General features: G+C 70.1%; 18 protein-coding genes. 10 read left to right on the top strand and 8 right to left on the bottom strand.

What is annotated here, in order from left to right; all coding sequences use genetic code 11:
- Window positions 1–114: 114 nt before the first annotated feature.
- Window positions 115–1,521, top strand: a complete 1,407-nt coding sequence (locus ACQKM2_RS19910) for an MFS transporter (RefSeq protein ID WP_427711365.1) — start codon at window positions 115–117, stop codon at window positions 1,519–1,521.
- 536 nt (window positions 1,522–2,057) lie between these two features.
- Here the strand turns inward: ACQKM2_RS19910 and ACQKM2_RS19905 are convergent.
- Window positions 2,058–2,462 (bottom strand): hypothetical protein, encoded by a 405-nt coding sequence (locus ACQKM2_RS19905; protein WP_427711363.1) that lies wholly within the window; start codon window positions 2,460–2,462, stop codon window positions 2,058–2,060.
- A 328-nt stretch (window positions 2,463–2,790) separates the two neighbouring features.
- Here ACQKM2_RS19905 and pflB point away from each other — a divergent pair, with 328 nt between their 5' ends.
- The 9 genes from pflB to ACQKM2_RS19860 all read left to right on the top strand — a co-directional run bounded on the left by pflB (window position 2,791) and on the right by ACQKM2_RS19860 (window position 12,896).
- Window positions 2,791–5,061, top strand: a complete 2,271-nt coding sequence (gene pflB / locus ACQKM2_RS19900) for a formate C-acetyltransferase (protein WP_427711361.1) — start codon at window positions 2,791–2,793, stop codon at window positions 5,059–5,061.
- Window positions 5,062–5,196: 135 nt separating this feature from the next.
- The gene (gene pflA / locus ACQKM2_RS19895) at window positions 5,197–6,066 is read left to right on the top strand and encodes a pyruvate formate-lyase-activating protein (protein ID WP_427711359.1); all 870 of its coding nucleotides are present in this window, start codon (window positions 5,197–5,199) and stop codon (window positions 6,064–6,066) included.
- Between the two features lie 67 nt (window positions 6,067–6,133).
- Complete coding sequence (locus ACQKM2_RS19890) at window positions 6,134–7,228, top strand: MFS transporter (protein ID WP_427711357.1); 1,095 nt, start codon at window positions 6,134–6,136, stop codon at window positions 7,226–7,228.
- A complete protein-coding gene (locus ACQKM2_RS19885) occupies window positions 7,225–9,543 on the top strand; it encodes a molybdopterin oxidoreductase family protein (RefSeq protein WP_427711355.1) in 2,319 nt (772 codons plus the stop codon). Before ACQKM2_RS19890 ends, ACQKM2_RS19885 begins: the two co-directional genes overlap by 4 nt.
- Before the next feature lie 7 nt (window positions 9,544–9,550).
- Window positions 9,551–10,150: a 4Fe-4S dicluster domain-containing protein gene (locus ACQKM2_RS19880; protein ID WP_405980287.1), complete on the top strand. Its 600-nt coding sequence runs from the start codon at window positions 9,551–9,553 to the stop codon at window positions 10,148–10,150.
- Window positions 10,147–10,806 carry a ubiquinol-cytochrome c reductase iron-sulfur subunit gene (locus ACQKM2_RS19875; protein ID WP_427711353.1) on the top strand — a complete coding sequence of 220 codons (660 nt, stop codon included), beginning with the start codon at window positions 10,147–10,149 and terminating at the stop codon, window positions 10,804–10,806. Before ACQKM2_RS19880 ends, ACQKM2_RS19875 begins: the two co-directional genes overlap by 4 nt.
- Window positions 10,803–11,171, top strand: coding sequence for a hypothetical protein (locus tag ACQKM2_RS19870; RefSeq protein WP_427711351.1), 369 nt, complete (start codon window positions 10,803–10,805; stop codon window positions 11,169–11,171). Before ACQKM2_RS19875 ends, ACQKM2_RS19870 begins: the two co-directional genes overlap by 4 nt.
- Before the next feature lie 2 nt (window positions 11,172–11,173).
- A complete protein-coding gene (locus tag ACQKM2_RS19865; RefSeq protein WP_427711349.1) occupies window positions 11,174–12,601 on the top strand; it encodes a NarK family nitrate/nitrite MFS transporter in 1,428 nt (475 codons plus the stop codon).
- Window positions 12,602–12,674: 73 nt separating this feature from the next.
- The gene (locus tag ACQKM2_RS19860; protein WP_427711347.1) at window positions 12,675–12,896 is read left to right on the top strand and encodes a hypothetical protein; all 222 of its coding nucleotides are present in this window, start codon (window positions 12,675–12,677) and stop codon (window positions 12,894–12,896) included.
- A gap of 13 nt (window positions 12,897–12,909) precedes the next feature.
- Here the strand turns inward: ACQKM2_RS19860 and mscL are convergent, their stop codons facing one another.
- The 7 genes from mscL to ACQKM2_RS19825 all read right to left on the bottom strand — a co-directional run bounded on the left by mscL (window position 12,910) and on the right by ACQKM2_RS19825 (window position 19,486).
- A complete protein-coding gene (mscL, locus tag ACQKM2_RS19855) occupies window positions 12,910–13,419 on the bottom strand; it encodes a large conductance mechanosensitive channel protein MscL (protein WP_427711345.1) in 510 nt (169 codons plus the stop codon).
- 123 nt (window positions 13,420–13,542) lie between these two features.
- Window positions 13,543–14,001 carry a hypothetical protein gene (locus ACQKM2_RS19850; RefSeq protein WP_427711343.1) on the bottom strand — a complete coding sequence of 153 codons (459 nt, stop codon included), beginning with the start codon at window positions 13,999–14,001 and terminating at the stop codon, window positions 13,543–13,545.
- A 256-nt stretch (window positions 14,002–14,257) separates the two neighbouring features.
- Window positions 14,258–14,815 carry a carboxymuconolactone decarboxylase family protein gene (locus tag ACQKM2_RS19845; RefSeq protein WP_427711341.1) on the bottom strand — a complete coding sequence of 186 codons (558 nt, stop codon included), beginning with the start codon at window positions 14,813–14,815 and terminating at the stop codon, window positions 14,258–14,260.
- A gap of 183 nt (window positions 14,816–14,998) precedes the next feature.
- Entirely contained in the window at window positions 14,999–15,832 is an 834-nt protein-coding gene (locus ACQKM2_RS19840) for an S-methyl-5'-thioadenosine phosphorylase (RefSeq protein ID WP_427711339.1), read from the bottom strand.
- A gap of 85 nt (window positions 15,833–15,917) precedes the next feature.
- Window positions 15,918–16,220, bottom strand: coding sequence for an FmdB family zinc ribbon protein (locus ACQKM2_RS19835; RefSeq protein ID WP_427711337.1), 303 nt, complete (start codon window positions 16,218–16,220; stop codon window positions 15,918–15,920).
- A 67-nt stretch (window positions 16,221–16,287) separates the two neighbouring features.
- Window positions 16,288–17,610 carry an MFS transporter gene (locus tag ACQKM2_RS19830; protein ID WP_427711335.1) on the bottom strand — a complete coding sequence of 441 codons (1,323 nt, stop codon included), beginning with the start codon at window positions 17,608–17,610 and terminating at the stop codon, window positions 16,288–16,290.
- Window positions 17,611–18,025: 415 nt separating this feature from the next.
- Window positions 18,026–19,486, bottom strand: coding sequence for a potassium/proton antiporter (locus tag ACQKM2_RS19825; RefSeq protein WP_427711333.1), 1,461 nt, complete (start codon window positions 19,484–19,486; stop codon window positions 18,026–18,028).
- Window positions 19,487–19,664: the final 178 nt, after the last annotated feature.

Here is a 19,664-nt window from a genome sequence, read left to right as displayed (position 1 = left end):
ACGCCCGGCGGGACAAGGTCCCGCCACCCGCACGACGTTCGCCCCTGCCGAGCCCCACCCCCCGGGACGGAGCCTGGATAAGTCAGGACCCGTCTCAATGTTCAGGACCACGCCATGAGTTCCGCCACGCAGCAAGCGCCACAGGTCCTCGCCGACCCGGCGCAGTACCGCCCGGGCCGCACCATCACGCAGTGGACCCCCGAGGATCCCGCCTTCTGGCACTCCACCGGGAAGAAGGTCGCCACCAGGAACCTGTGGATCGCGGTACCAGCCCTGCTCGTGGCCTTCGTGGTCTGGCAGGTGTGGAGCATCACGGCGACCAACCTGAAGGACGTCGGCTTCGGCTACTCCCAGTCGCAGCTGTTCTGGCTGACGGCCGTCCCCGGCCTCACCGGCGGCACCGCCCGCATCTTCTACACCTTCCTCGGCCCGATGGTGGGCCAGCGCCGCTTCACGGCCCTCTCCACGGTGGTCCTGGTCATCCCGCTGCTCTGGCTCGGCTTCGCCGTGCAGGACCCGGACACCTCGTACACCACCATGGTCGCCATCGCCGCCCTCTGCGGAATCGGCGGCGCGAACTTCTCCTCCTCCCTCGCCAACATCGGCTTCTTCTACCCGAAGCAGGAGAAGGGCAACGCCACCGGCATCAACGGCGGCCTCGGCAACCTCGGCGTCTCCGTGGTCCAGCTGCTCACCCCCATCCTGATCACCTCCTCCGTCCTGGCCGTCGGAGCGGGCCAGAAGAAGGCGAACGGCTCGGAGATCTACCTCCAGAACGCCGCCTTCGTCTGGATCCCGGTACTCGTCGTCCTCGCGGCGGTCGCCTGGTTCGGGCAGAACGACCTCAAGGTCGCCTCCACCCCCTTCAGCCAGCAGAAGATCATCTTCCGGCGCAAGCACAACTGGCTGATGACCTGGCTCTACGTCGGCACCTTCGGCTCCTTCATCGGCTTCGCCGCAGCCCTGCCGCTGCTCATCAAGACCACCTTCCCCGCGTACTCGGTCGCCACCTACGCCTGGATGGGCCCGGCCCTGGGCGCGCTGGCCCGCTGGGCGGGCGGCTGGATCGCCGACAAGCTGGACGGCGCCCGGGTCACGATCCTCTCCTTCGTGGGCATGGGCGCATCGATCACCGGAGTCATCAACTTCCTGCCCGCGGGCTCTGACCACGGTTCGTTCCAAGGCTTCTTCCTCTGCTTCCTGGCCGCCTTCTTCTTCTCGGGCATCGGCAACGGCTCGACCTTCCGGCAGATCCCGGTCATCTTCCGGGCGCAGCACCTGAAGGGCCTGACGGAGGGCACGCCGCAGTACACGGCCGCCCTCAAGCAGGCGGAGATCGAATCCGGCGCGGTGACGGGCTTCACCGCCGGCATCGCCGCCTACGGCTTCTTCTTCATCCCGGCGATGTTCGCCAACTTCGCGGTGACCAGCGCGATGTGGGGCTTCGTCGCCTTCTACGCCAGCTGCGTGGTCGTGACCTGGTGGTTCTACGCCCGCAAGAACGCAGAAGCCCCCAGCTGACCCCCGTCCGGGACCCAGCCCCGGCGCCCCCGCCCAGGAGGGCGTCCCCCGAAGTCCGACACCCTGCGCCCTCACCCAGGGGGGCGTCCCCTGAAGTTCGACGCCCTGCGCCGCCACCCCAGGGGGCGCCCCGTGAAGGCCGTCGCCCCGCGCCCCGCTCAAGGGGCGCCCCCCGAAGTCCGTCGCCCCTCGCCCCACCCAAGGGGGCCGTCCCTCGAAGCCCGCCGCCCCGGACTCCCCCGGGGCGTCGGGCTTCGTCCGTGGCGTCGGGTCCCTTCCAGGGCGTCGGCCCTGATGCCCGCGGGCGGTTCCGCGCCCGGGCCTGCTTGCGGGTCGGGTTGCGTCCTCGGGCCCGGGTCCCGGCGTTGGCCCAGTCCCGGCGTCGGCCCCGGTCAGGGCGTCGGCCCGGGTCCCGGGCTCGGGACCCGTCGGGTGGGCGACCCCGACCGGGCCGTCCGGCGGTGGCAGGGTCACACGCGGCTCATGCCGCCTATCGCCGCCGCCCGTCAGCCACACCGTGGACGCGGCGGGCGTCGTCACCCACCCTCCACCGCCGTCGGCTGCCGTATCGCCGAGTCCCCCGTCTCCACCGCCGTGGGACCCGTCACCAGGCCGGACGACGCCGACAGCCGGCATCCGCACCGCCCGGCGTTCGGGGCGGTCCCGGTGGCCCCGCCGAACCTCCTCGCGGCCTCCGCCCGGGCCGGGGCCCGCGAGGAACCCCGGGCGCCGGCCGGTGAGGCCGGGCCCACCGCCCCCGAGGCCCCTTCGCGGCCGCGGGCGCGCTGGGCCGCGTACCTCTTCCTCCTCCTCTTCCCCGGCGGGCCGGCCAGGCCCGGCCGGGGTGCCGTCATCGGGCTCTCCGGGCCGTCCTGCACCTGCACCGGCACCGGCACCGCGCAGGACAACCCCTGGTTCTTCGCCATCACGTCGCTGCTCATCTCCGCCTCTTCTCTCTCGCGCTCGCGCCGACTTCCTTCATGCTGCCGGGCCTGTTCGCGACGTGCGTCGCGTTGTCCACAGGCGCCGCAGAAACACAGCTTTTCCGACTTTCCGACCTCCGCCCCCAAATTCTTGTGAATCCATTCACAAGCGCACTGCGGACTTTGGTCCCATGGAAACCCCCAGCTCAAAGGCGATGCCGACGGCCGGATCCCCGCCGCCGGGGGACTTTCGGGCCCCAGCTCAGGACCATCGCGGCGCCAAATGATCGATCAAAAGGCGTGGAATGGACACAAGCAATGAGGCGACTCGGAGAAGGTGCCGGTGATGACTGCCACCCCTGTGGAGACCACGAAGAACGGCCAGGCCTGGGAAGGCTTCAAGGGCGGCCTGTGGCGCGACGCCATCGACGTCCGCGACTTCATCCAGCAGAACTACACGCCCTATGAAGGTGACGACTCCTTCCTTGCCGGCCCCACCGAACGCACCACCGCAGTGTGGAAGGCGATCACCGACAAGTTCCCGGAGGAGCGCGAGAAGGGCGTCTACGACGTCGCCCACGACATCCCGTCGTCGATCACCGCACACGCCCCGGGCTACATCGACCGTGACAAGGACCTGATCGTCGGCCTCCAGACCGACGCCCCGCTCAAGCGCGCGATCATGCCCTACGGCGGCTGGAGGATGGTCGCCGGCGCCCTGGAGACCTACGGCTACCCGGTCTCCGAGGAGCTGGAGAAGGTCTTCACCGAATACCGCAAGACCCACAACGCCGGCGTCTTCGACGCCTACACCCCCGAGATCCGCGCCGCCCGCAAGGCCGGCATCGTCACCGGCCTCCCCGACGCGTACGGCCGCGGCCGCATCATCGGCGACTACCGCCGCGTGGCCCTCTACGGAGTCGACCGCCTGATCGCCTGCAAGAAGGACGAGAAGGAGGAGCTGAACTCGCTCCCCGCCGGCGACCGCTCGCTGGAGGAGACGATCCGCCTGCGCGAGGAACTCGCCGAGCAGCTGCGCGCGCTGTCCGAGCTCAAGGCGATGGCCGCCTCCTACGGCTACGACATCTCCGGACCCGCCGTCACCGGCCGCGAAGCCATCCAGTGGCTGTACTTCGCGTACCTCGGTGCCGTGAAGGAGCAGAACGGCGCGGCCATGTCCCTGGGTCGCACCTCCACTTTTGTCGACATATATCTTCAGCGTGACATCGAGGCCGGCATCCTCACCGAGGAACAGGCGCAGGAACTCGTCGACGACTTCATCATCAAGCTGCGCATCGTCCGCTTCCTGCGGACCCCCGAGTACGACGAGCTCTTCTCCGGCGACCCGACCTGGGTCACCGAGTCCATCGGCGGCATGGGAGAAGACGGCCGGCCGCTCGTCACCAGGACCTCCTTCCGCTACCTCCAGACCCTCTACAACCTCGGCCCGGCCCCCGAGCCCAACATGACGGTCTTCTGGTCGCCGCGGCTGCCGCAGGGTTTCAAGGAGTTCTGCGCCCGCGTCTCCATCGACACCTCCTCGGTGCAGTACGAATCCGACGAGCTGATGCGCCCGCGCTTCGGCGACGACACCGCCATCGCCTGCTGCGTCTCTGCCATGCCGGTGGGCAAGCAGATGCAGTTCTTCGGCGCCCGCGTCAACGTCGCCAAGACCCTCCTCTACGCGATCAACGGCGGCAGGGACGAGAAGTCCGGTGCTCAGGTCGGGCCGCGGACCGGCCTGCCGGCCTCCGACGTCCTCGACTACGACGAGGTCATGGCCAAGTTCGACGAGCAGATGGAATGGCTCGCCGAGACCTACGTCCACGCCCTCAACGTCATCCACTACATGCACGACCGCTACGCCTACGAGCGTCTCGAAATGGCGCTGCACGACCGCGACGTGCGCCGCACGATGGCCTGCGGCATCGCCGGCCTGTCCGTCGCCGCAGACTCACTGTCCGCCATCAAGCACGCCAAGGTCACCGCCCTGCGCGACGACAGCGGCCTCGCCACCGACTACGCCATCGAGGGCGAGTTCCCGGCGTACGGCAACAACGACGACCGCGTCGACGACATCGCCGTGTGGCTCGTCGAGGAGTTCATGCGGAAGATCCGCAAGCACGAGACGTACCGGGGTGCCGAGCACACCCAGTCCGTGCTGACGATCACCTCGAACGTGGTCTACGGCAAGAAGACCGGCAACACCCCGGACGGACGCCGGGCCGGCGAACCGTTCTCCCCCGGCGCCAACCCGATGAACGGCCGCGACACCCACGGCTACGTCACCTCGGCCCTGTCGGTCGCCAAGCTCCCCTACGAGGACGCCGAGGACGGCATCTCGCTGACCAACACCGTCACCCCCGACGGCCTCGGCCGCACCCCGCAGGAGCGGATCAGGAACCTCGCCGGCGTCCTCGACGGCTACATGGCCGTCGACGGCTTCCACATGAACGTCAACGTCCTGAACCGCGACACCCTCATGGACGCCATGGAGCACCCGGAGAAGTACCCGCAGCTGACCATCCGCGTCAGCGGCTACGCGGTGAACTTCGTGCGGCTCACCCGGGCACAGCAGCTCGACGTGCTGAACCGCACCTTCCACGGCGCGCTGTAGCGCCGTCCGCAGACCGCGCGGCCCGGGGCCGGGCCCTCACCCCGGCCCCGAGCCGCGCGCCCCACCGGACACTCCGCACGCGCCGCACGCAATTGCGCGCACTGGACACGCCGGAACACGACTGGAGCACCTGCCATGACCGTCTACTTCGGTACGAGCCTCCCCGTCGGCCCCGAGAACGCCGCCGTCGTCAGCGCCACCCGCCCCCCGACCGCCACCGCGCAGCCCCCGGCCACCCCCGCGCAGACCCTGGCCGCCGCCGCCACGCAGCGGCCGAGCGAGGGCTCGGTGCACTCCTGGGACCTGTCCACCGGAGTCGACGGCCCCGGCACCCGGTTCGTGACCTTCCTCGCCGGCTGCCCGCTGACCTGCCTGTACTGCCACAACCCCGACACCATGCGGATGCGCAACGGCCGGCGCACCTCGGCCGACGCCGTCATCGCCGAAGCCCGCAAGTACACCCGGTTCATCTCCGCCTCCGGCGGCGGCGCCACCATCTCCGGCGGCGAACCGCTCCTCCAGCCCGTCTTCGCCGGCGAGCTCCTGCACCGCATGAAGAACGACCTGGGCCTGCACACCGCCCTCGACACCTCGGGCTTCCTCGGATCCCGGGCCAGCGACGCGCTGCTGCGCGACGTGGACCTCGTACTGCTCGACATCAAGTCCTGGGACCGCGACACCTACAAGAAGGTCACCGGCCGGCCACTGGAGCCCACCCTGGACTTCGCGCGCCGCCTCGCCGACCTCGGCAAGGAGGTGCACCTGCGGTTCGTCCTCGTGCCCGGACTCACCGACGCGCGCGAGAACGTCGAAGGGGTCGCCGCATTCGCCGGCGGCCTCGGGAACGTCTCACGGGTCGACGTACTGCCCTTCCACAAACTCGGCGAGAGCAAGTGGGAAGCCCTGGACATGCCCTTCACCCTGCACGACACCCCGTCGCCCACCCCCGCACAGGTGGAGGAGGCCAAGGCGGTCTTCGCGGCGCACGGACTCACGGCCGTATGACCCGTTCGGAGCAATCCCAAGCTCCGCATAACGGGCTGAATCGGCATAGAACACCTAGCGTGGTGCTGTGTCCGAGCCCACAGAAGTACTCGCCGCAGCCCCACCCCCCGGGCCGCCCGAGACCCCGCCACCCGCCGGGCGTTCCGTCACCGCACGGGCCACCGCGGCCGGCGTCGCCGTCTCCCTGCTGCTCATCGCCGCGATCGTGCTGGGCAGCCGCCTCCTGCGGGACTTCGACTCCGCACTGCTGCCCTACGCCGTCGCCACGGTCTTCCTAGCCTTCGGCGTGGCCTACCGCTACACGGTCTGGGTATCCGCACCCGGCGCGCGCCGCCTCTTCAAGAAGGGCTTCGGCAGCTTCTTCTCGGCCGCCAACTTCAAGAAGGCACCCACCGCCCTGCCGAAGATGATCGCCACCTACCTCGGCTTCCAGAAGTTCCTCGGCGCCCGCTCACGTGCCCGCTGGGCCGCCCACCAGCTGATCTTCTGGGGCTGCCTGCTCGCCGCCGCGATCACCTTCCCCCTCACCTGGGGCTGGTTCACGTTCACCTCCGGCAGCGGCTCCGGACCCGGCTACGAGATGCGGATCTGGGGCTTCAAAGTCCTCGGCTTCAACTCGCTCGACCTCCTGGGCTGGCTGATGTTCCACGGCCTGGACATCGCCGCCGTCCTCGTCATCCCCGGAGCCTCGTACTTCCTGTGGCGCCGCATGAAGGACCGCGGCGCCATCACCGGCCAGCGCTTCGCCTACGACCTGCTCCCGCTGATCTGCCTGATCGTGATCTCGGTGACCGGGCTGCTGCTCACCTTCTCGTCGATCTTCCTGCACGGCGGCGGCTACGAGTTCCTGGCCATCCTCCACATGGTCTCCGTGGTCTTCACCCTCATCTACATCCCCTTCGGGAAGTTCTTCCACATCGTCCAGCGGCCGGCGGCGGTCGGCATGCAGCTCTTCAAGTACACCGCCCGCCAGGACGAGGAGATCTTCGCCTGCAAGCGCTGCGGCGAACCCATCGACACCACCCCGTACGTGGAGAACCTGCGCGGCACGATGCAGGACCTCCGGCTCGACTTCAACGCCTTCGCCGAATACTGCCCCCGCTGCAAGCGGGTCCTGCGCGGCAACGCCTACCTGACCCACGTCAAGAAGGGCTTCAAGTGACCGCGACGGACCCCGCCAAGCCGGCACCCCTGCCCCTCGACCCGGCCATCGCACCACCCGGCACCCGCAACTTCCGCGACGCCGGCGGCATCCCCGCCGACCGGTGGCACGCCGACCAGAACGGCGAGACCCTCGTCCCCACCCACTGCTGCTTCTGCGGCGTGCAGTGCGGCATGTACCTGCGCGTCGACAACGCCGGCAAGGTCTTCGGCGTCGAACCCCGCAACCACGACATCAACCGCATGCGGCTGTGCCCCAAAGGCATCAACGCCTACCAGCAGGTCAACCACCCCGACCGGCTGACCTCGCCCCTCATGCGCCGCTCCCGCGACGAGGAGTTCAAGGAGACCTCCTGGGACGAGGCCCTCGACTTCACCGTCTCCGAGATCCGGCGCATCCAGGCCGCCCACGGCAACGACGCCTTCGGGCTGCTCGGCGGCGCCAGCCTCTACTCCGAGAAGACCTACCTCGTCGGCAAGTTCGGCCGGGTCGCCCTCAAGACCAGGCACGTCGACTACAACGGCCGCCTCTGCATGGTCAGCGCCGCCGGCGCCAACAAACTCGCCTTCGGCATCGACCGCGCAGCCAACCCCTTCTCCGACATCCTCCTCACCGACTGCCTGCTGATCGCCGGGTCGAACGTGGGGGAGTGCTTCCCCGTGATGACCCAGTACGTCTGGGGCGCCCGCGACCGGGGCGCGACGCTGATCGTCGTCGACCCGCGCGAGACGGCCATCGCCCGCACCGCCGACGTCCACGTCCCCATCAAACCCGGCACCGACTCGGCCTTCTTCAACGCCGTGCTCCACGTCATCGTCGACGAAGGCCTCACCGACGACGCATACCTCGCCGCCCACACCACCGGCTGGGACGAGGTCAGGAAGACCGTCCAGGAATACCCACCGGCCCGGTCCGCCGAGATCTGCGGCATCCCCGCCTCCCAGATCGTCCAGGTCGCCCGCATGTTCGCCGGCGCGGACAAGGCGATGGCCTTCCACGCCCGCGGCATCGAACACCACTCGCAGGGCGTCGAGAACTGCCTGTCCGTCATCAACATGTGCGTCGCCACCGGCCACCTCGGCAAACCGGGCGCCGGCTACGGCACCATCACCGGCCAGGGCAACGGCCAGGGCGGCCGCGAACACGGCCAGAAGGCCGACCTCCTGCCCGGCGGCCGCTCCATCATGAACGAGGAGCACCGCCGCCAGATCTGCCGGATCTGGGGCATCGACGAAGCCGACCTCCCGCCCGCCGGCACCTCCATGATGGAAATGGTCTGGCAGATGCAGCGGCAGGAGATCCGCGGCCTGATCGGCATCTGCAACAACCCGTTCGTCTCACTCCCCAACTACGGGGCGGTCAAGCAGGGCTACGACACCCTCGACTTCCACGCCCAGTTCGACTTCTTCCTCTCCGAGACCGCCGCCAACGCACACGTGGTCTTCCCCGTCACCGTCTGGGCCGAGGACGAGGGCGTCATGGCCAACACCGAAGCCCGCGTGGTCAAACACAACAAGGCACAGGAGCCGCCCGCAGGGGTGCGCACCGACACCTGGGTGATGTGCGAACTCGCCAGACGCCTCGGCGTCGGCGACAAGTTCGACTTCCCCGGCTCCCGCGAGGTGTTCGAGGAACTCCGCATCGCCTCCGCCGGCACCGTCAACGACTACTACGGCATCACCTACGAGCGGCTCGAAGAGACCGGCGGCATCGCCTGGCCCTGCCCGTCCACCGAGCACCCCGGCACCCCCCGGCTGTTCGAGGGCGGCAGGACCTACCACCCCGACGGCAAGATCCACATGCAGGTCGTCGAATGGCACCCGCCCATGGACGCCTACACCGAGGAGTTCCCGCTCTCCCTCACCACCGGCCGCACCGTCGCCCACTTCCTGTCCGGCAACCAGACCCGCCGGCTGGGCGCCCTCGTCGAACAGACCCCGCGCCCCTGGGTGGAGGTGCACCCCTCCCACGGATTCCGCGACGGCGACCCCGTCCGGGTGGTCACCCGACGCGGCAGCGAGGTCTTCCCGGCCCTCGTCACCGAGGCCATCCGCCCCGACACCGTCTTCATCCCCTACCACTGGCCCGTCCCGACAGCCGCGAACGCCCTGACCATCGACGCCCTCGACCCCCGCTCGAAGATCCCCGAGTACAAGGTGTGCGCCGCCCGCATCGAGGCGGCCGAGCGCGTCGACGAGGTCCCCGCACCGCCCACGGCCCCCGGCCGCCAGGCCTACCCGGAGACCCAGGTCTCCCGCACCGACCCCCTGCCCCCCACGTCCTCGCAGGGCCGTGGCACGGCGGAGAGGAGCTGACGCCGCCATGATGGGCCGCACGATCTTCATCGACCCCGGCCGCTGCATCGGCTGTCAGGCCTGCGTATCCGCCTGCCGCGAATGCGACTCGCACCGCGGCAAGTCGATGATCCACCTCGACTACACCGACCCCGGCCGGTCCGTCGCCTCGCTCCCCACCGTCTGCATGCACTGCGAGGACCCCGTCGCGCCCTGCGCCGAGGTCTGCCCCGCAGACGCCATCCTGGTGACCGCCGACGGCGTGGTCCAACAGGCCGACACCACCCGCTGCATCGGCTGCGCCAACTGCGTCAACGCCTGCCCCTTCGGCGTCCCGAAGATCGACCTCCAGGCGAAGCTCCAGATGAAGTGCAACCTCTGCTACGACCGCACCGCCTACGGCCTGGCCCCCATGTGCGCCACCGTCTGCCCGACCGGGGCCCTCTTCTACGGCACGCTCGAAGAGCTCCAGGCCGAACGCCCCGGCGTCCAGGTCGCCGACTCCTTCGCCTTCGGCGACGTGGTCGTCTCCACCGGCGTGGCGATGGTCGTCCCCGCAGACAAGGTCCAGTGGCCCGTCCCGGGCGGACTGCCCGTCGTGGAGGTGAACGGGGTGGACGTCCGATGAGCGTGACCCAGCAGCCCGCACCCGGCTCCGGACCGGGCCCGGACGCCGGCGGCGACGCCGCTGCCGACCAGCTGCGCGACCGGATCAGCGCCGACTCCCTCACCACCCGCCGCGACTACCTGCGGATCGTCGCCACCGTCTCCGGCGGCCTGGCCATCGGAGGGGTGGGAGTCGCCTCCGGCATCCTCCACCGGCACGGCGACAGCGAGACGATGCCCGAACCCAAGAAGGTCACCGACCAGCTCGCCCCGGGCGAGTCCGTGGCCTTCAGGTTCCCCGGTGACGAGGACCGGGCCCTCGCCGTCCGGCTCGGCGACGGCAGCCTCGTCGCCTACTCCGCCGTCTGCACCCACCTGGCCTGCGCCGTGCTCTGGCGCGAGGACCGCGGCCCCGAAGGCGAGCTGTACTGCCCCTGCCACGAAGGCGTCTTCGACGCCCGCACCGGTGAGGTGACCGCGGGCCCGCCACCCCGCCCACTCCCGAGGATCTTCCTGACCGAGCGGAGCGACGGCAGCGTCTGGGCCATCGCCACCGCCCGCTCCGGAGAGCCCGCCAAGGAAGCCCTGTGCCGGCAGTTCGGCGACTCCCGGCCCGAGATGGCGCAGCGCCTGGGCTGCCCCGGCGCGGCCCGCGCCAACGAAAGCAGGCGCACATGAGCGACGCACAGCTCCCGCCCCGCCCCGCCTACCACCCGGGGAGCGGCCAGCCCCGGCTGAACCGGCCGGTCCACGAGCGGTACCCGCAGATCCGCGCCACCAGCGGCTACGGCGACCCGCGCGTCCGGCACACCGGCCCCGGCCCGGGCGCCGGCACCGAACAGGAACCGGAGCGCTCCTCCAAGCTCAACGCCCGCCTGGCCCTGGCCCTCACGGTCGTGATCGGGCAGCTCTGGGCCCTGACGGTCACCGTCAACGAGTGGATGAAGGGCAACACCGGAACGGCCTGGTGGGGGGCGGGATTCCTGGTCCTGTCCTTCCTCGTCGTGATCGCCCTGTGGCTCCTCGACCCGAAGGACCGATGACCATGTCGATCCCCACGCCCACCCCGAACGCCGTGCGCTCGCACCGCGCCGAGACCTACAAGCCCGGCGCCGTCATCGGTGACTGGCGTCCCGAGGACGAGGCCTTCTGGCAGGCCACCGGCCGCCGGGTCGCCCAGCGCAACCTCTGGGTGTCCATCCCGGCGCTCATGCTCGGCTTCGTGGTCTGGCAGGTCTGGTCGGTCACCGTCGTCAAGCTGAACGACGTCGGCTTCGGCTTCTCCAAGTCGCAGCTGTTCTGGCTCACCGCCATCCCCGGCATCACCGGCGGCACCTTCCGGATCCTCTACACCTTCATCGGCCCGATCTTCGGCGAGCGGAAGTTCACCGCCTTCAGCACCTTCATTCTGATCGGCCCCATGCTGTGGCTGGGCTTCGCCCTCCAGGACACCGGCACCCCCTACTGGGAGCTGGCCCTCATCGCGGCCGTCTGCGGCATCGGCGGCGCGAACTTCGCCTCGTCCATGGCCAACATCGGCTTCTTCTTCCCCAAGCGGGAGAAGGGCAGCGCCAACGGCCTCAACGGCGGCCTCGGCAACCTCGGCGTGAGCGTCGTCCAGCTGGTCGCGCCGCTGGTGGTCACCGCCGCCGTGCTCGGGGCCCCCGCGGGCGGCCCGCAGCACGACGCGAAGGAGAACACGGACATCTGGCTCCAGAACGGAGCCTTCCTCTGGGTGCCGCTCCTGGTGATCATGGCGCTGCTGGCCTGGTTCCTGATGAACGACCTCAAGGTGGCCGCGGCCCCCTTCAGCCAGCAGAAGGTCATCTTCAAGCGCAAGCACAACTGGCTGATGACCTGGCTCTACGTCGGCACCTTCGGGTCCTTCATCGGATTCGCCGCCGGCCTGCCCCTGCTGATCAAGGACAACTTCGAGGCTCAGGGCTACCAGGCCACCACCTACGCCTGGATCGGCCCGTTCATCGGCGCGCTCATGCGCTGGGCCGGCGGCTGGCTCTCCGACAAGATCGGCGGCGCCAGAGTGACCATGCTGTCCTTCGTCGGCATGGCGGCGGCCCTGGTGGTCGTGATCTTCGCGCTGCCGTCCGGTAGCGACCAGGGAAGCTTCTGGGCGTTCTTCATCGGCTTCCTGGTGGCCTTCGCCTTCTCCGGGCTGGGCAACGGTTCGACGTTCCGCCAGATCCCGGTGATCTTCCGCGATCAGCACATGCGCCAGGCGGAGGGCCAGGGCCCCCAGGAGCAGGCGGCCGCGCTGAAGCAGTCGGAGATGGAGGCGGGCGCCGTCACCGGCTTCTCCTCCGCCATCGCCGCCTACGGCTTCTTCTTCATCCCCGCGATGTTCGCCGCCATGGCGGTCACCCACGCGCTGTGGCTGTTCATCGGCTTCTACGCGACCTGTCTCGCGGTCTGCTGGTGGTTCTACGCCCGCAAGGGCGCGGAGGCCCCCAGCTGACCCGGGCAGCGCCAGCGCCAGCGTCAGCAACAGCGGCCGGGGCCGGGGGAGCGGGCGGTCGTACCCTTGTGGCATGAGCACCGCCCCCGCCTCCGACCCGCAGTCCCCGAAGCCCGAAGCCGGGGCGAAGCCCGAGACGAAGCCGAAGCCCAGGCCGAAGCTCGTCTTCGACGACCCGCTGGACCAACAGTCCTCGGATGACACCGACCGCGGCTGGGGCGAGCGGCCGCCCGCCGGAGGGAGCTCGGCCGACCTGGCCCGCTTCCTCGACGAGAAGCCCCCGCACCACATCTGACCCTCCGCGGCCGTCAGAAGGCGTCGCGCGCCCCCGGCGTCCCCTGCGGCCTGACGCTCTCGCCGTTCCCGTTCCGCTGCGCGACCAGGACGTCGCGGATGTCCTTGAGCACCTCCAGCTCGGTGATCTCCATGCTCTCCTGCACGCCCTCCTTGGCCTTGCGGCGGGCCTCCACCTTGGAGAGGTACTTCGCCATGGGCAGGACCATCAGGAAGTACACGACCGCCGCGGTGATCAGGAAGCTGAGCGCGGCGTTCAGCACCGAACCCCACATGATGTTGACGCCGGTCGGCTCGCCCTTCGCGTCGACCCCACAGGGTGCCTTCAGACACGAGGTGTAGACATCCAGGTTCTTGGTGCCGATGGCGCCCACGAGAGGGCTGATGATGCCCTTGACGATGGCGTTCACGATGTTCGTGAACGCCGCGCCGATGACCACGGCCACCGCCAGGTCGACCACGTTCCCGCGCATCAGGAAGGCCTTGAAGCCCGCCAGTACGCTCTCCTTCTTCTTCTCGCTCACCACTGAGCCTTTCTTTGTGCCTGCTGTAGACGGAGCCAACGGTTCCGAAAGCTACGGCAGGCACGGCACGGCGTGTCCAATCAGTGCCCCCTCCAGGGCGACTTGACTGCTCCTCAGTGCGAATCAACACACCGTCACCGCCAGCCGCGCCACAGCCCCCGCCCCCACGAGGGCACGCGCCGTGTCCCGGGGCACGGACAGCACCACCAGCGCCCCGCCATCCCCGACACCCGCCTCCACAGCGGGTACTTCAGCCACCCGGGCACCCGCCGCCACCACCCTCGGCGACCCGGTGCGCTCCGCCGCCACCACGTCGACCCGGTCACCGGGCCGCAACAGCCGCACCGTCCCGGCATCCGCGATGCGCACGGGCGCCGACACCATCCGCACCGCCGCGGGCGCCGGTTTCGCCACCGGCGCGGGAGCGGGCGCGCTCCGTGAGGCCTGGGCCTCCGTCCCGCCCACCGCCAGGGCGGCCGCCACCACGGCCAGCCCGGCCGAGGCGACCCGACGCCTGCGGCGCACCGCCCGCCGCAGCCTGCCTCCGGCCCGGCCCACCCGGAGCGGGGGGAAGTCGGGCACCGGGCGCGCCGGAGGACACGAGGAAGAACAGACGGGGCGGGACCCCGCTGAAGCAGGGGAGGCGGGGGAAACGAGCGAAGAGGAGGAAACGGGGGACGGGAGAGAGGCCCTGGACATCATGTGCACCGCCAAGCTGGTCGTGGTCCGGAGTCCGGGCCCACTGCCCGGACCTTCCCCACGATCCGCCGCCCTGCCGGCGACCGCTCCGGCCTGTGGACAATCCCCAGGCTGTGGACAACGCCGTCACTCTCAGGTGTCAGCGCCCCGTCGGCACCTGGCAGGCCTCCGAGAATCCCTGGCTGGTCAGACCGAAGGCGCTGTTGACCCGCGAGCGCCAGTTCTCCAGCGCGACCATGGCCGTGAGCTCGACGAACGCCGCCTCACCGAGCCGGCCGATCAGCTCGGCCGCCAGCTCGTCCGTGACCGACGGCTCGGTCTCGGTCATCGCCTCGGCGTACTCCATGACCAGCAGCTCCAGCTCGGTGAACACCTCGCGCGACTCCCGCCACCGCGGCACCCGCTCGATCTTCTCCGGCGCGAGCCCCTTCTCATGCCCCTCCCAGTAGCCGAAGTCCATGCACCACGAGCAGTTGATGCGCGCGGCCGAAGCCATCACCGCCAGGTGCTTGAGGCCGGCGTCGAGCTTGTTCCACTTCGCCGCCTGCTGCTCCATGCGCACGTACGTGAACAGCACGCGCGAGTTGTGCCCGTACGCCTGTCCCGGGTCCAGCACCTTGCCGTAGGTGCGGCGCGAGTACCAGGCGCCGATGCGCATGAGGAGGGTGCGGGGCGGGGTGAGGGAGATGCGCGGCATGACGGGCCTCTTCCGGCTCGGGGGTCCCGGTGACCCCTTCGCCATGGAGACAGGACAGCCCCGCGGAATGTGACACCGCCCCGGAAATTTCTTTCGTCCGGCGCCGTCCGGCGCACCCGTGCCCCGGCAGGCGGCACGGTGGAGCCGCCCGAGGGGCTGGGCTCCACCGGCCTTCAGCAGCCGCTACGGCAGTTCGATGCCCAGGTCCCAGCCGTCGTGGACACGGGTGCACAGGCAGTCGCGGTCCTCGGTCTGCGGCAGCGCCGCCACCGCGTCGAAGAGGACCTCGCGCAGCCGGCTGACGTTCTCGCCGAACACCTTGAGGACCTCCGTGTGGGAGACGCCCTCACCCGTCTCGGCGCCCGCGTCCAGGTCCGTGACCAGGGCCATCGAGGTGTAGCAGAGCCCCAGCTCACGAGCGAGCACCGCCTCCGGGTGCCCGGTCATGCCCACCACCGACCAGCCGGCCGCCGCGTGCCACCGCGACTCCGCCCGCGTCGAGAACCGCGGCCCCTCGATGACGACCATGGTGCCGCCGTCCACCGGCTCCCACTCGCGCCCCCGCGCCGCCGCGAGCGCCACCGACCGGCCGACCGGGCAGTACGGGTCGGCGAAGGTGGTGTGCACGACGTTCGGAACGGTTCCGTCCGGCAGCGGCTCACCGTCGAAGAAGGTCTGCGCCCGCGCCTTCGTACGGTCGACCAGCTGGTCCGGCACCAGCAGCGTGCCGGGCCCGTACTCCGCCTGCAGGCCGCCGACCGCGCAGGGTCCCAGCACCTGGCGGACCCCGACCGAGCGCAGCGCCCACAGGTTGGCCCGGTAGTTGATCTTGTGCGGCGGCACGGTGTGGCTGCGCCCGTGCCGCGGCAGGAACGCCACCTGGCGCCCGGCCAGCTCACCCACGTACAGGGAGTCGCTCGGAGGCCCGTACGGCGTGTCCACCTGGATCTCGGAGACGTCCTCGAGGAAGGAGTAGAAGCCCGACCCGCCGATTACACCGATCTCTGCGTTCACCATGGCCTCACCCTAACGGGGGACGCACAAGGCCCCGCCGCCCAAGAGGGCGGCGGGGCCTTGCGGAAGCGTAAGACGTACTGCGGGATCAGGCGGCCGAGGTGGAGCTGCTGCCCGTGCTCGAGGTCGCCGAGGAGGTCGAAGCGGCAGGGGCGGCGGCAGCGGTCGACGTCGTCGTGGACGACTTCGAGGCAGGGCTGCTGCTCGACGAGGCGCCACGGCTGTCGTTCCGGTAGAAACCGGAGCCCTTGAAGACGATGCCGACCGCGGAGAACACCTTCTTCAGGCGTCCGTCGCAGCTCGGGCACACGGTCAGTGCCTCATCGGTGAACTTCTGCACGGCCTCAAGGCCCTCACCGCACTCGGTGCACTGGTACTGGTAGGTCGGCACGAATTTCCTCCTGGCACTCTGACTCAATGAGTGCTAACGACGCTCCATGGTGACGTATTCCGGCGGATCAGTCCACCGTCACAGGCGTGCGGTGACCGATCCCACGCTCGTTCGCGGCGTTGCGGGCGGCCGGCGCGGCGGCCGGCGCGGACGAGTTCACGATCCGGCTCGGCGCCTTCGGCGCCAGCTTCGCGCGCAGCGCCACCAGCGTGACCAGGGCCAGGGCCGTGGCCACCAGCGGCACGAGGAAGCCGTACGAGGCCCCGTGCGCGTCCGTCAGACGGCCGGCCAGGGTGACGGCGGCGGCCTGCCCGAACGCGACCGCTCCGGTCAGCCAGGTGAAGGCCTCGGTCCGCGAGGCGGCCGGGACCAGCTGCTCGATCATCGTGTAGCCGGTGATCAGCGCGGGGGCGATGCACAGGCCGACGACCAGGCCGAGCGCGCCCAGCAGGATCATCGAGTGCGCGGCCCACAGCACCGAGGCGGCGGCGGTCAGGCCGATGTAGCCGAGGATCAGGCGGCGGCGCGGGCCGATCTTCCAGGCGACGGCGCCCATCGTGATGCCGGCGATCATGTTGCCGGCCGCGAAGATGCCGTACAGCAGGCCGTTGGCGCCCGGGTTGCCGATTTCGTTGGAGAAGGCGGCGAGCGAGACCTGCATGCCGCCGAAGACGGCGCCGATGCCGATGAAGGCGACGATCAGGACGCGCAGGCCCGGGAAGGACAGCGCGGACTGGTGCTTGCCGCCGGCCGCAGAGAGGGGGGCGACCTTCGGCTCGGTGGCGCGCTGCGCGGCGAAGAACAGGCCGCCGAGCAGGGTCAGGGCCGCCTCGGTCGCCAGACCGGCGGCCGGGTGGACGCCGGTGCACAGCGCGGTGGCGAGCACCGGGCCGACGACGAAGGTGAACTCGTCGGTGACGGACTCGAACGCGGCGGCCGTCGGCAGCAGCGGCGAGGCCTCCAGCTTGGCCGCCCAGCGGGACCGGACCATCGGGCCGACCTGCGGGACGGAGGCGCCGGCCGGGACGGCGGCCAGCGCGAGCGCCCACAGCGGGGCGCCGAGGAGTGCCAGCGCGGTCAGAGCGGAGACCGCGGCGGCGTGGACGAGGACGACCGGCAGCAGGACGGCGCTCTGGCCGCGGCGGTCGGTGAACTTGCCCATGACCGGTGCGAAGAGGGCCATGGAGACGCCGGTGACAGCGGCGACGATACCCGCGTCGCCGTAGGAGCCGGTGGCGTGCTGGACGAGCAGCAGGATGCTGATGGTCAGCATGCCGAACGGCAGACGGGCGGCGAAGCCGGGGAGGACGAAAGAGAGGGCGCCGGGCGTGCGCAGCAGCTGCCCGTAGCCGGGTCGGGCGGACTTGTCGGTCGTGACCGCGGATGTCACGGCCTGGCCTTTCCGCTGCCTGGTAGAGCGTCCCCGTCTGCGGACGGCGGGCCGCTTTGTGAGCGACCGCACCCGTACATGTGGGAGCCCCGAGAGCTGTCCTCTTGCGCAGAACCGAGTGATACCTGGGCGCCCACTGCGGGAGGGAGCCACGGCCGCTTTGCGGTCGCGCCAGCTCTGCGTCAGGCAGAGTTGGTTCGATGTGGTGTGCCTTCATCGTACAGGGGAATCCACTACCACGCCCTGTGATTACGGTGACAAGGCATGTCTTCACCTGCGATTAACTGGAACTTCGCATTCCGTGCCCGATGAAATGGGTGCAAGCGCGGTCACAAGCCAGCGAAACTGACCGAATTAGAACGCCACTCTAAGTGAAATCGATCATCCGACCGGCGTTCCGGGCACCCTCCGCCACCTAGAGTGACGTTCCGCCACCGGTTCCCAGCCACCCCGCCAGCTTGCCGCCGCGCGCCACCGCACGCAGCCGGGCCTCCGCCGCGTCCCGCACCGGATCCGTGGCCACGACCAGCAGCTCGTCCCCGCGCCGCAGCACCGTCGACGGCGCCGGCACGAAGCTCTTCGCGTCCCGGACCACCAAGGTCACCGACGCCCCCGCCGGCAGCCGCAGCTCGCCGACCTCCACGCCGTGCATCCGCGAGGCGGACGGGATGGCGAAGGACAGCAGGTGCCCGCGCAGCTTCTCCAGCGGCGCCGACTCGATCCCGAGGTCGGAGGCCGCCTCGTCGGTGTCGCGCAGGTTCAGCTTGCGCGCCAGCCACGGCAGGGTCGGCCCCTGCACCAGCGTGTAGACGACCACGAGCACGAAGACGATGTTGAAGACCCGGTCGCTGCCCTCGATCCCGGTCACCAGCGGGATCGTCGCCAGGATGATGGGCACGGCGCCGCGCAGACCGGCCCACGACATCAGGGCCTGCTCCTGCCAGGGAATGCGGAAGGGCAGCAGGCTGACGAAGACCTCCAGCGGCCGCGCCACCATGGTCAGCACCAGTCCGATGATCACCGCGGGCCAGAAGTCGTTCACCAGCTCGTGCGGGGTGACGAGCAGGCCCAGCAGCACGAACATGCCGATCTGGGCGATCCAGCCGAGCCCGTCCGCGAACCCGCGCGTGGCCGGCCAGTGCGGCAGCTTCGCGTTCCCCAGCACCATCGCCGCCAGGTACACCGCGAGGAACCCCGAGCCGTGCGCCATCGCGCCGGCCGCGTACGCGGTCACGGCGATCGCCATCACCGCGATCGGGTACAGGCCGGAGGCGGGCAGTGCCACGTGCCGCAGCCCGTACGCACCCAGGAAGCCGACCGCCAGGCCGATCGCGGCGCCGATCGCCAGCTCCAGCGCGATCTTGCCGAGCAGCACGTACCACTCGTCCACCGGTCCGACCGCCGCGAAGGCGACGACCAGGATCACGACGGGGGCGTCGTTGAAGCCGGACTCGGCCTCCAGCACGCCCGTCACCCGCGACGGCAGCGGGACCTTGCGCAGTACGGAGAAGACGGCCGCCGCGTCGGTCGAGGAGACGACCGCGCCGATCAGCAGCGCCTGGCGCCACTCCAGCCCCACCAGGTAGTGCGCGCCCGCGGCCGTGACCCCCACGCTGACCGCGACGCCGAGCAGCGACAGGACCACCGCCGCCGGCAGCGCCGGTTTGATCTCTTTCCACTTGGTGCCCAGACCGCCCTCGGCGAGGATGACGACGAGCGCCGCGTAACCGATGACCTGCGTCAGCTCGGCGTTGTCGAATACGACGTTGCCTATGCCGTCCTGGCCTATCGCGATGCCTATGCCGAGGTAGATGAGCAGGCTGGGGAGTCCGCTGCGCGAGGAGATGCGCACCGCCGCCACCGCGACGAGCAGCACGAGCGAACAGACCAGCAGGAGCTCATTGAGCGTGTGGACAGTCAGCGGGCGGCCCTTTCCTCAGAGCGTGCCTGGTGGATCGTTCCTCCGGCGGCGCATTCGGCAAGTACTTCGTTACCTTACCTAATCTTTGACGGACTCTTTACGCGATAACCACATTGTGAAACGCCGGTTCCCG

Source organism: Streptomyces sp. NPDC004126, from assembly GCF_050275515.1.
Classification (GTDB): domain Bacteria; phylum Actinomycetota; class Actinomycetes; order Streptomycetales; family Streptomycetaceae; genus Streptomyces.
Note: the sequence above shows the minus strand (reverse complement) of the source record. Positions and strands in the feature narration are given on the sequence as shown.

Coding starts and splice junctions, on each gene's coding strand:
- ACQKM2_RS19910 (WP_427711365.1), top strand. CDS start 115: ATGAGTTCCGCCACGCAGCAAGCGCCACAGGTCCTCGCCGACCCGGCG.
- ACQKM2_RS19905 (WP_427711363.1), bottom strand. CDS start 2,462: ATGAGCAGCGACGTGATGGCGAAGAACCAGGGGTTGTCCTGCGCGGTG.
- pflB (WP_427711361.1), top strand. CDS start 2,791: ATGACTGCCACCCCTGTGGAGACCACGAAGAACGGCCAGGCCTGGGAA.
- pflA (WP_427711359.1), top strand. CDS start 5,197: ATGACCGTCTACTTCGGTACGAGCCTCCCCGTCGGCCCCGAGAACGCC.
- ACQKM2_RS19880 (WP_405980287.1), top strand. CDS start 9,551: ATGATGGGCCGCACGATCTTCATCGACCCCGGCCGCTGCATCGGCTGT.
- ACQKM2_RS19875 (WP_427711353.1), top strand. CDS start 10,147: ATGAGCGTGACCCAGCAGCCCGCACCCGGCTCCGGACCGGGCCCGGAC.
- ACQKM2_RS19870 (WP_427711351.1), top strand. CDS start 10,803: ATGAGCGACGCACAGCTCCCGCCCCGCCCCGCCTACCACCCGGGGAGC.
- ACQKM2_RS19865 (WP_427711349.1), top strand. CDS start 11,174: ATGTCGATCCCCACGCCCACCCCGAACGCCGTGCGCTCGCACCGCGCC.
- ACQKM2_RS19860 (WP_427711347.1), top strand. CDS start 12,675: ATGAGCACCGCCCCCGCCTCCGACCCGCAGTCCCCGAAGCCCGAAGCC.
- ACQKM2_RS19845 (WP_427711341.1), bottom strand. CDS start 14,815: ATGCCGCGCATCTCCCTCACCCCGCCCCGCACCCTCCTCATGCGCATC.
- ACQKM2_RS19840 (WP_427711339.1), bottom strand. CDS start 15,832: ATGGTGAACGCAGAGATCGGTGTAATCGGCGGGTCGGGCTTCTACTCC.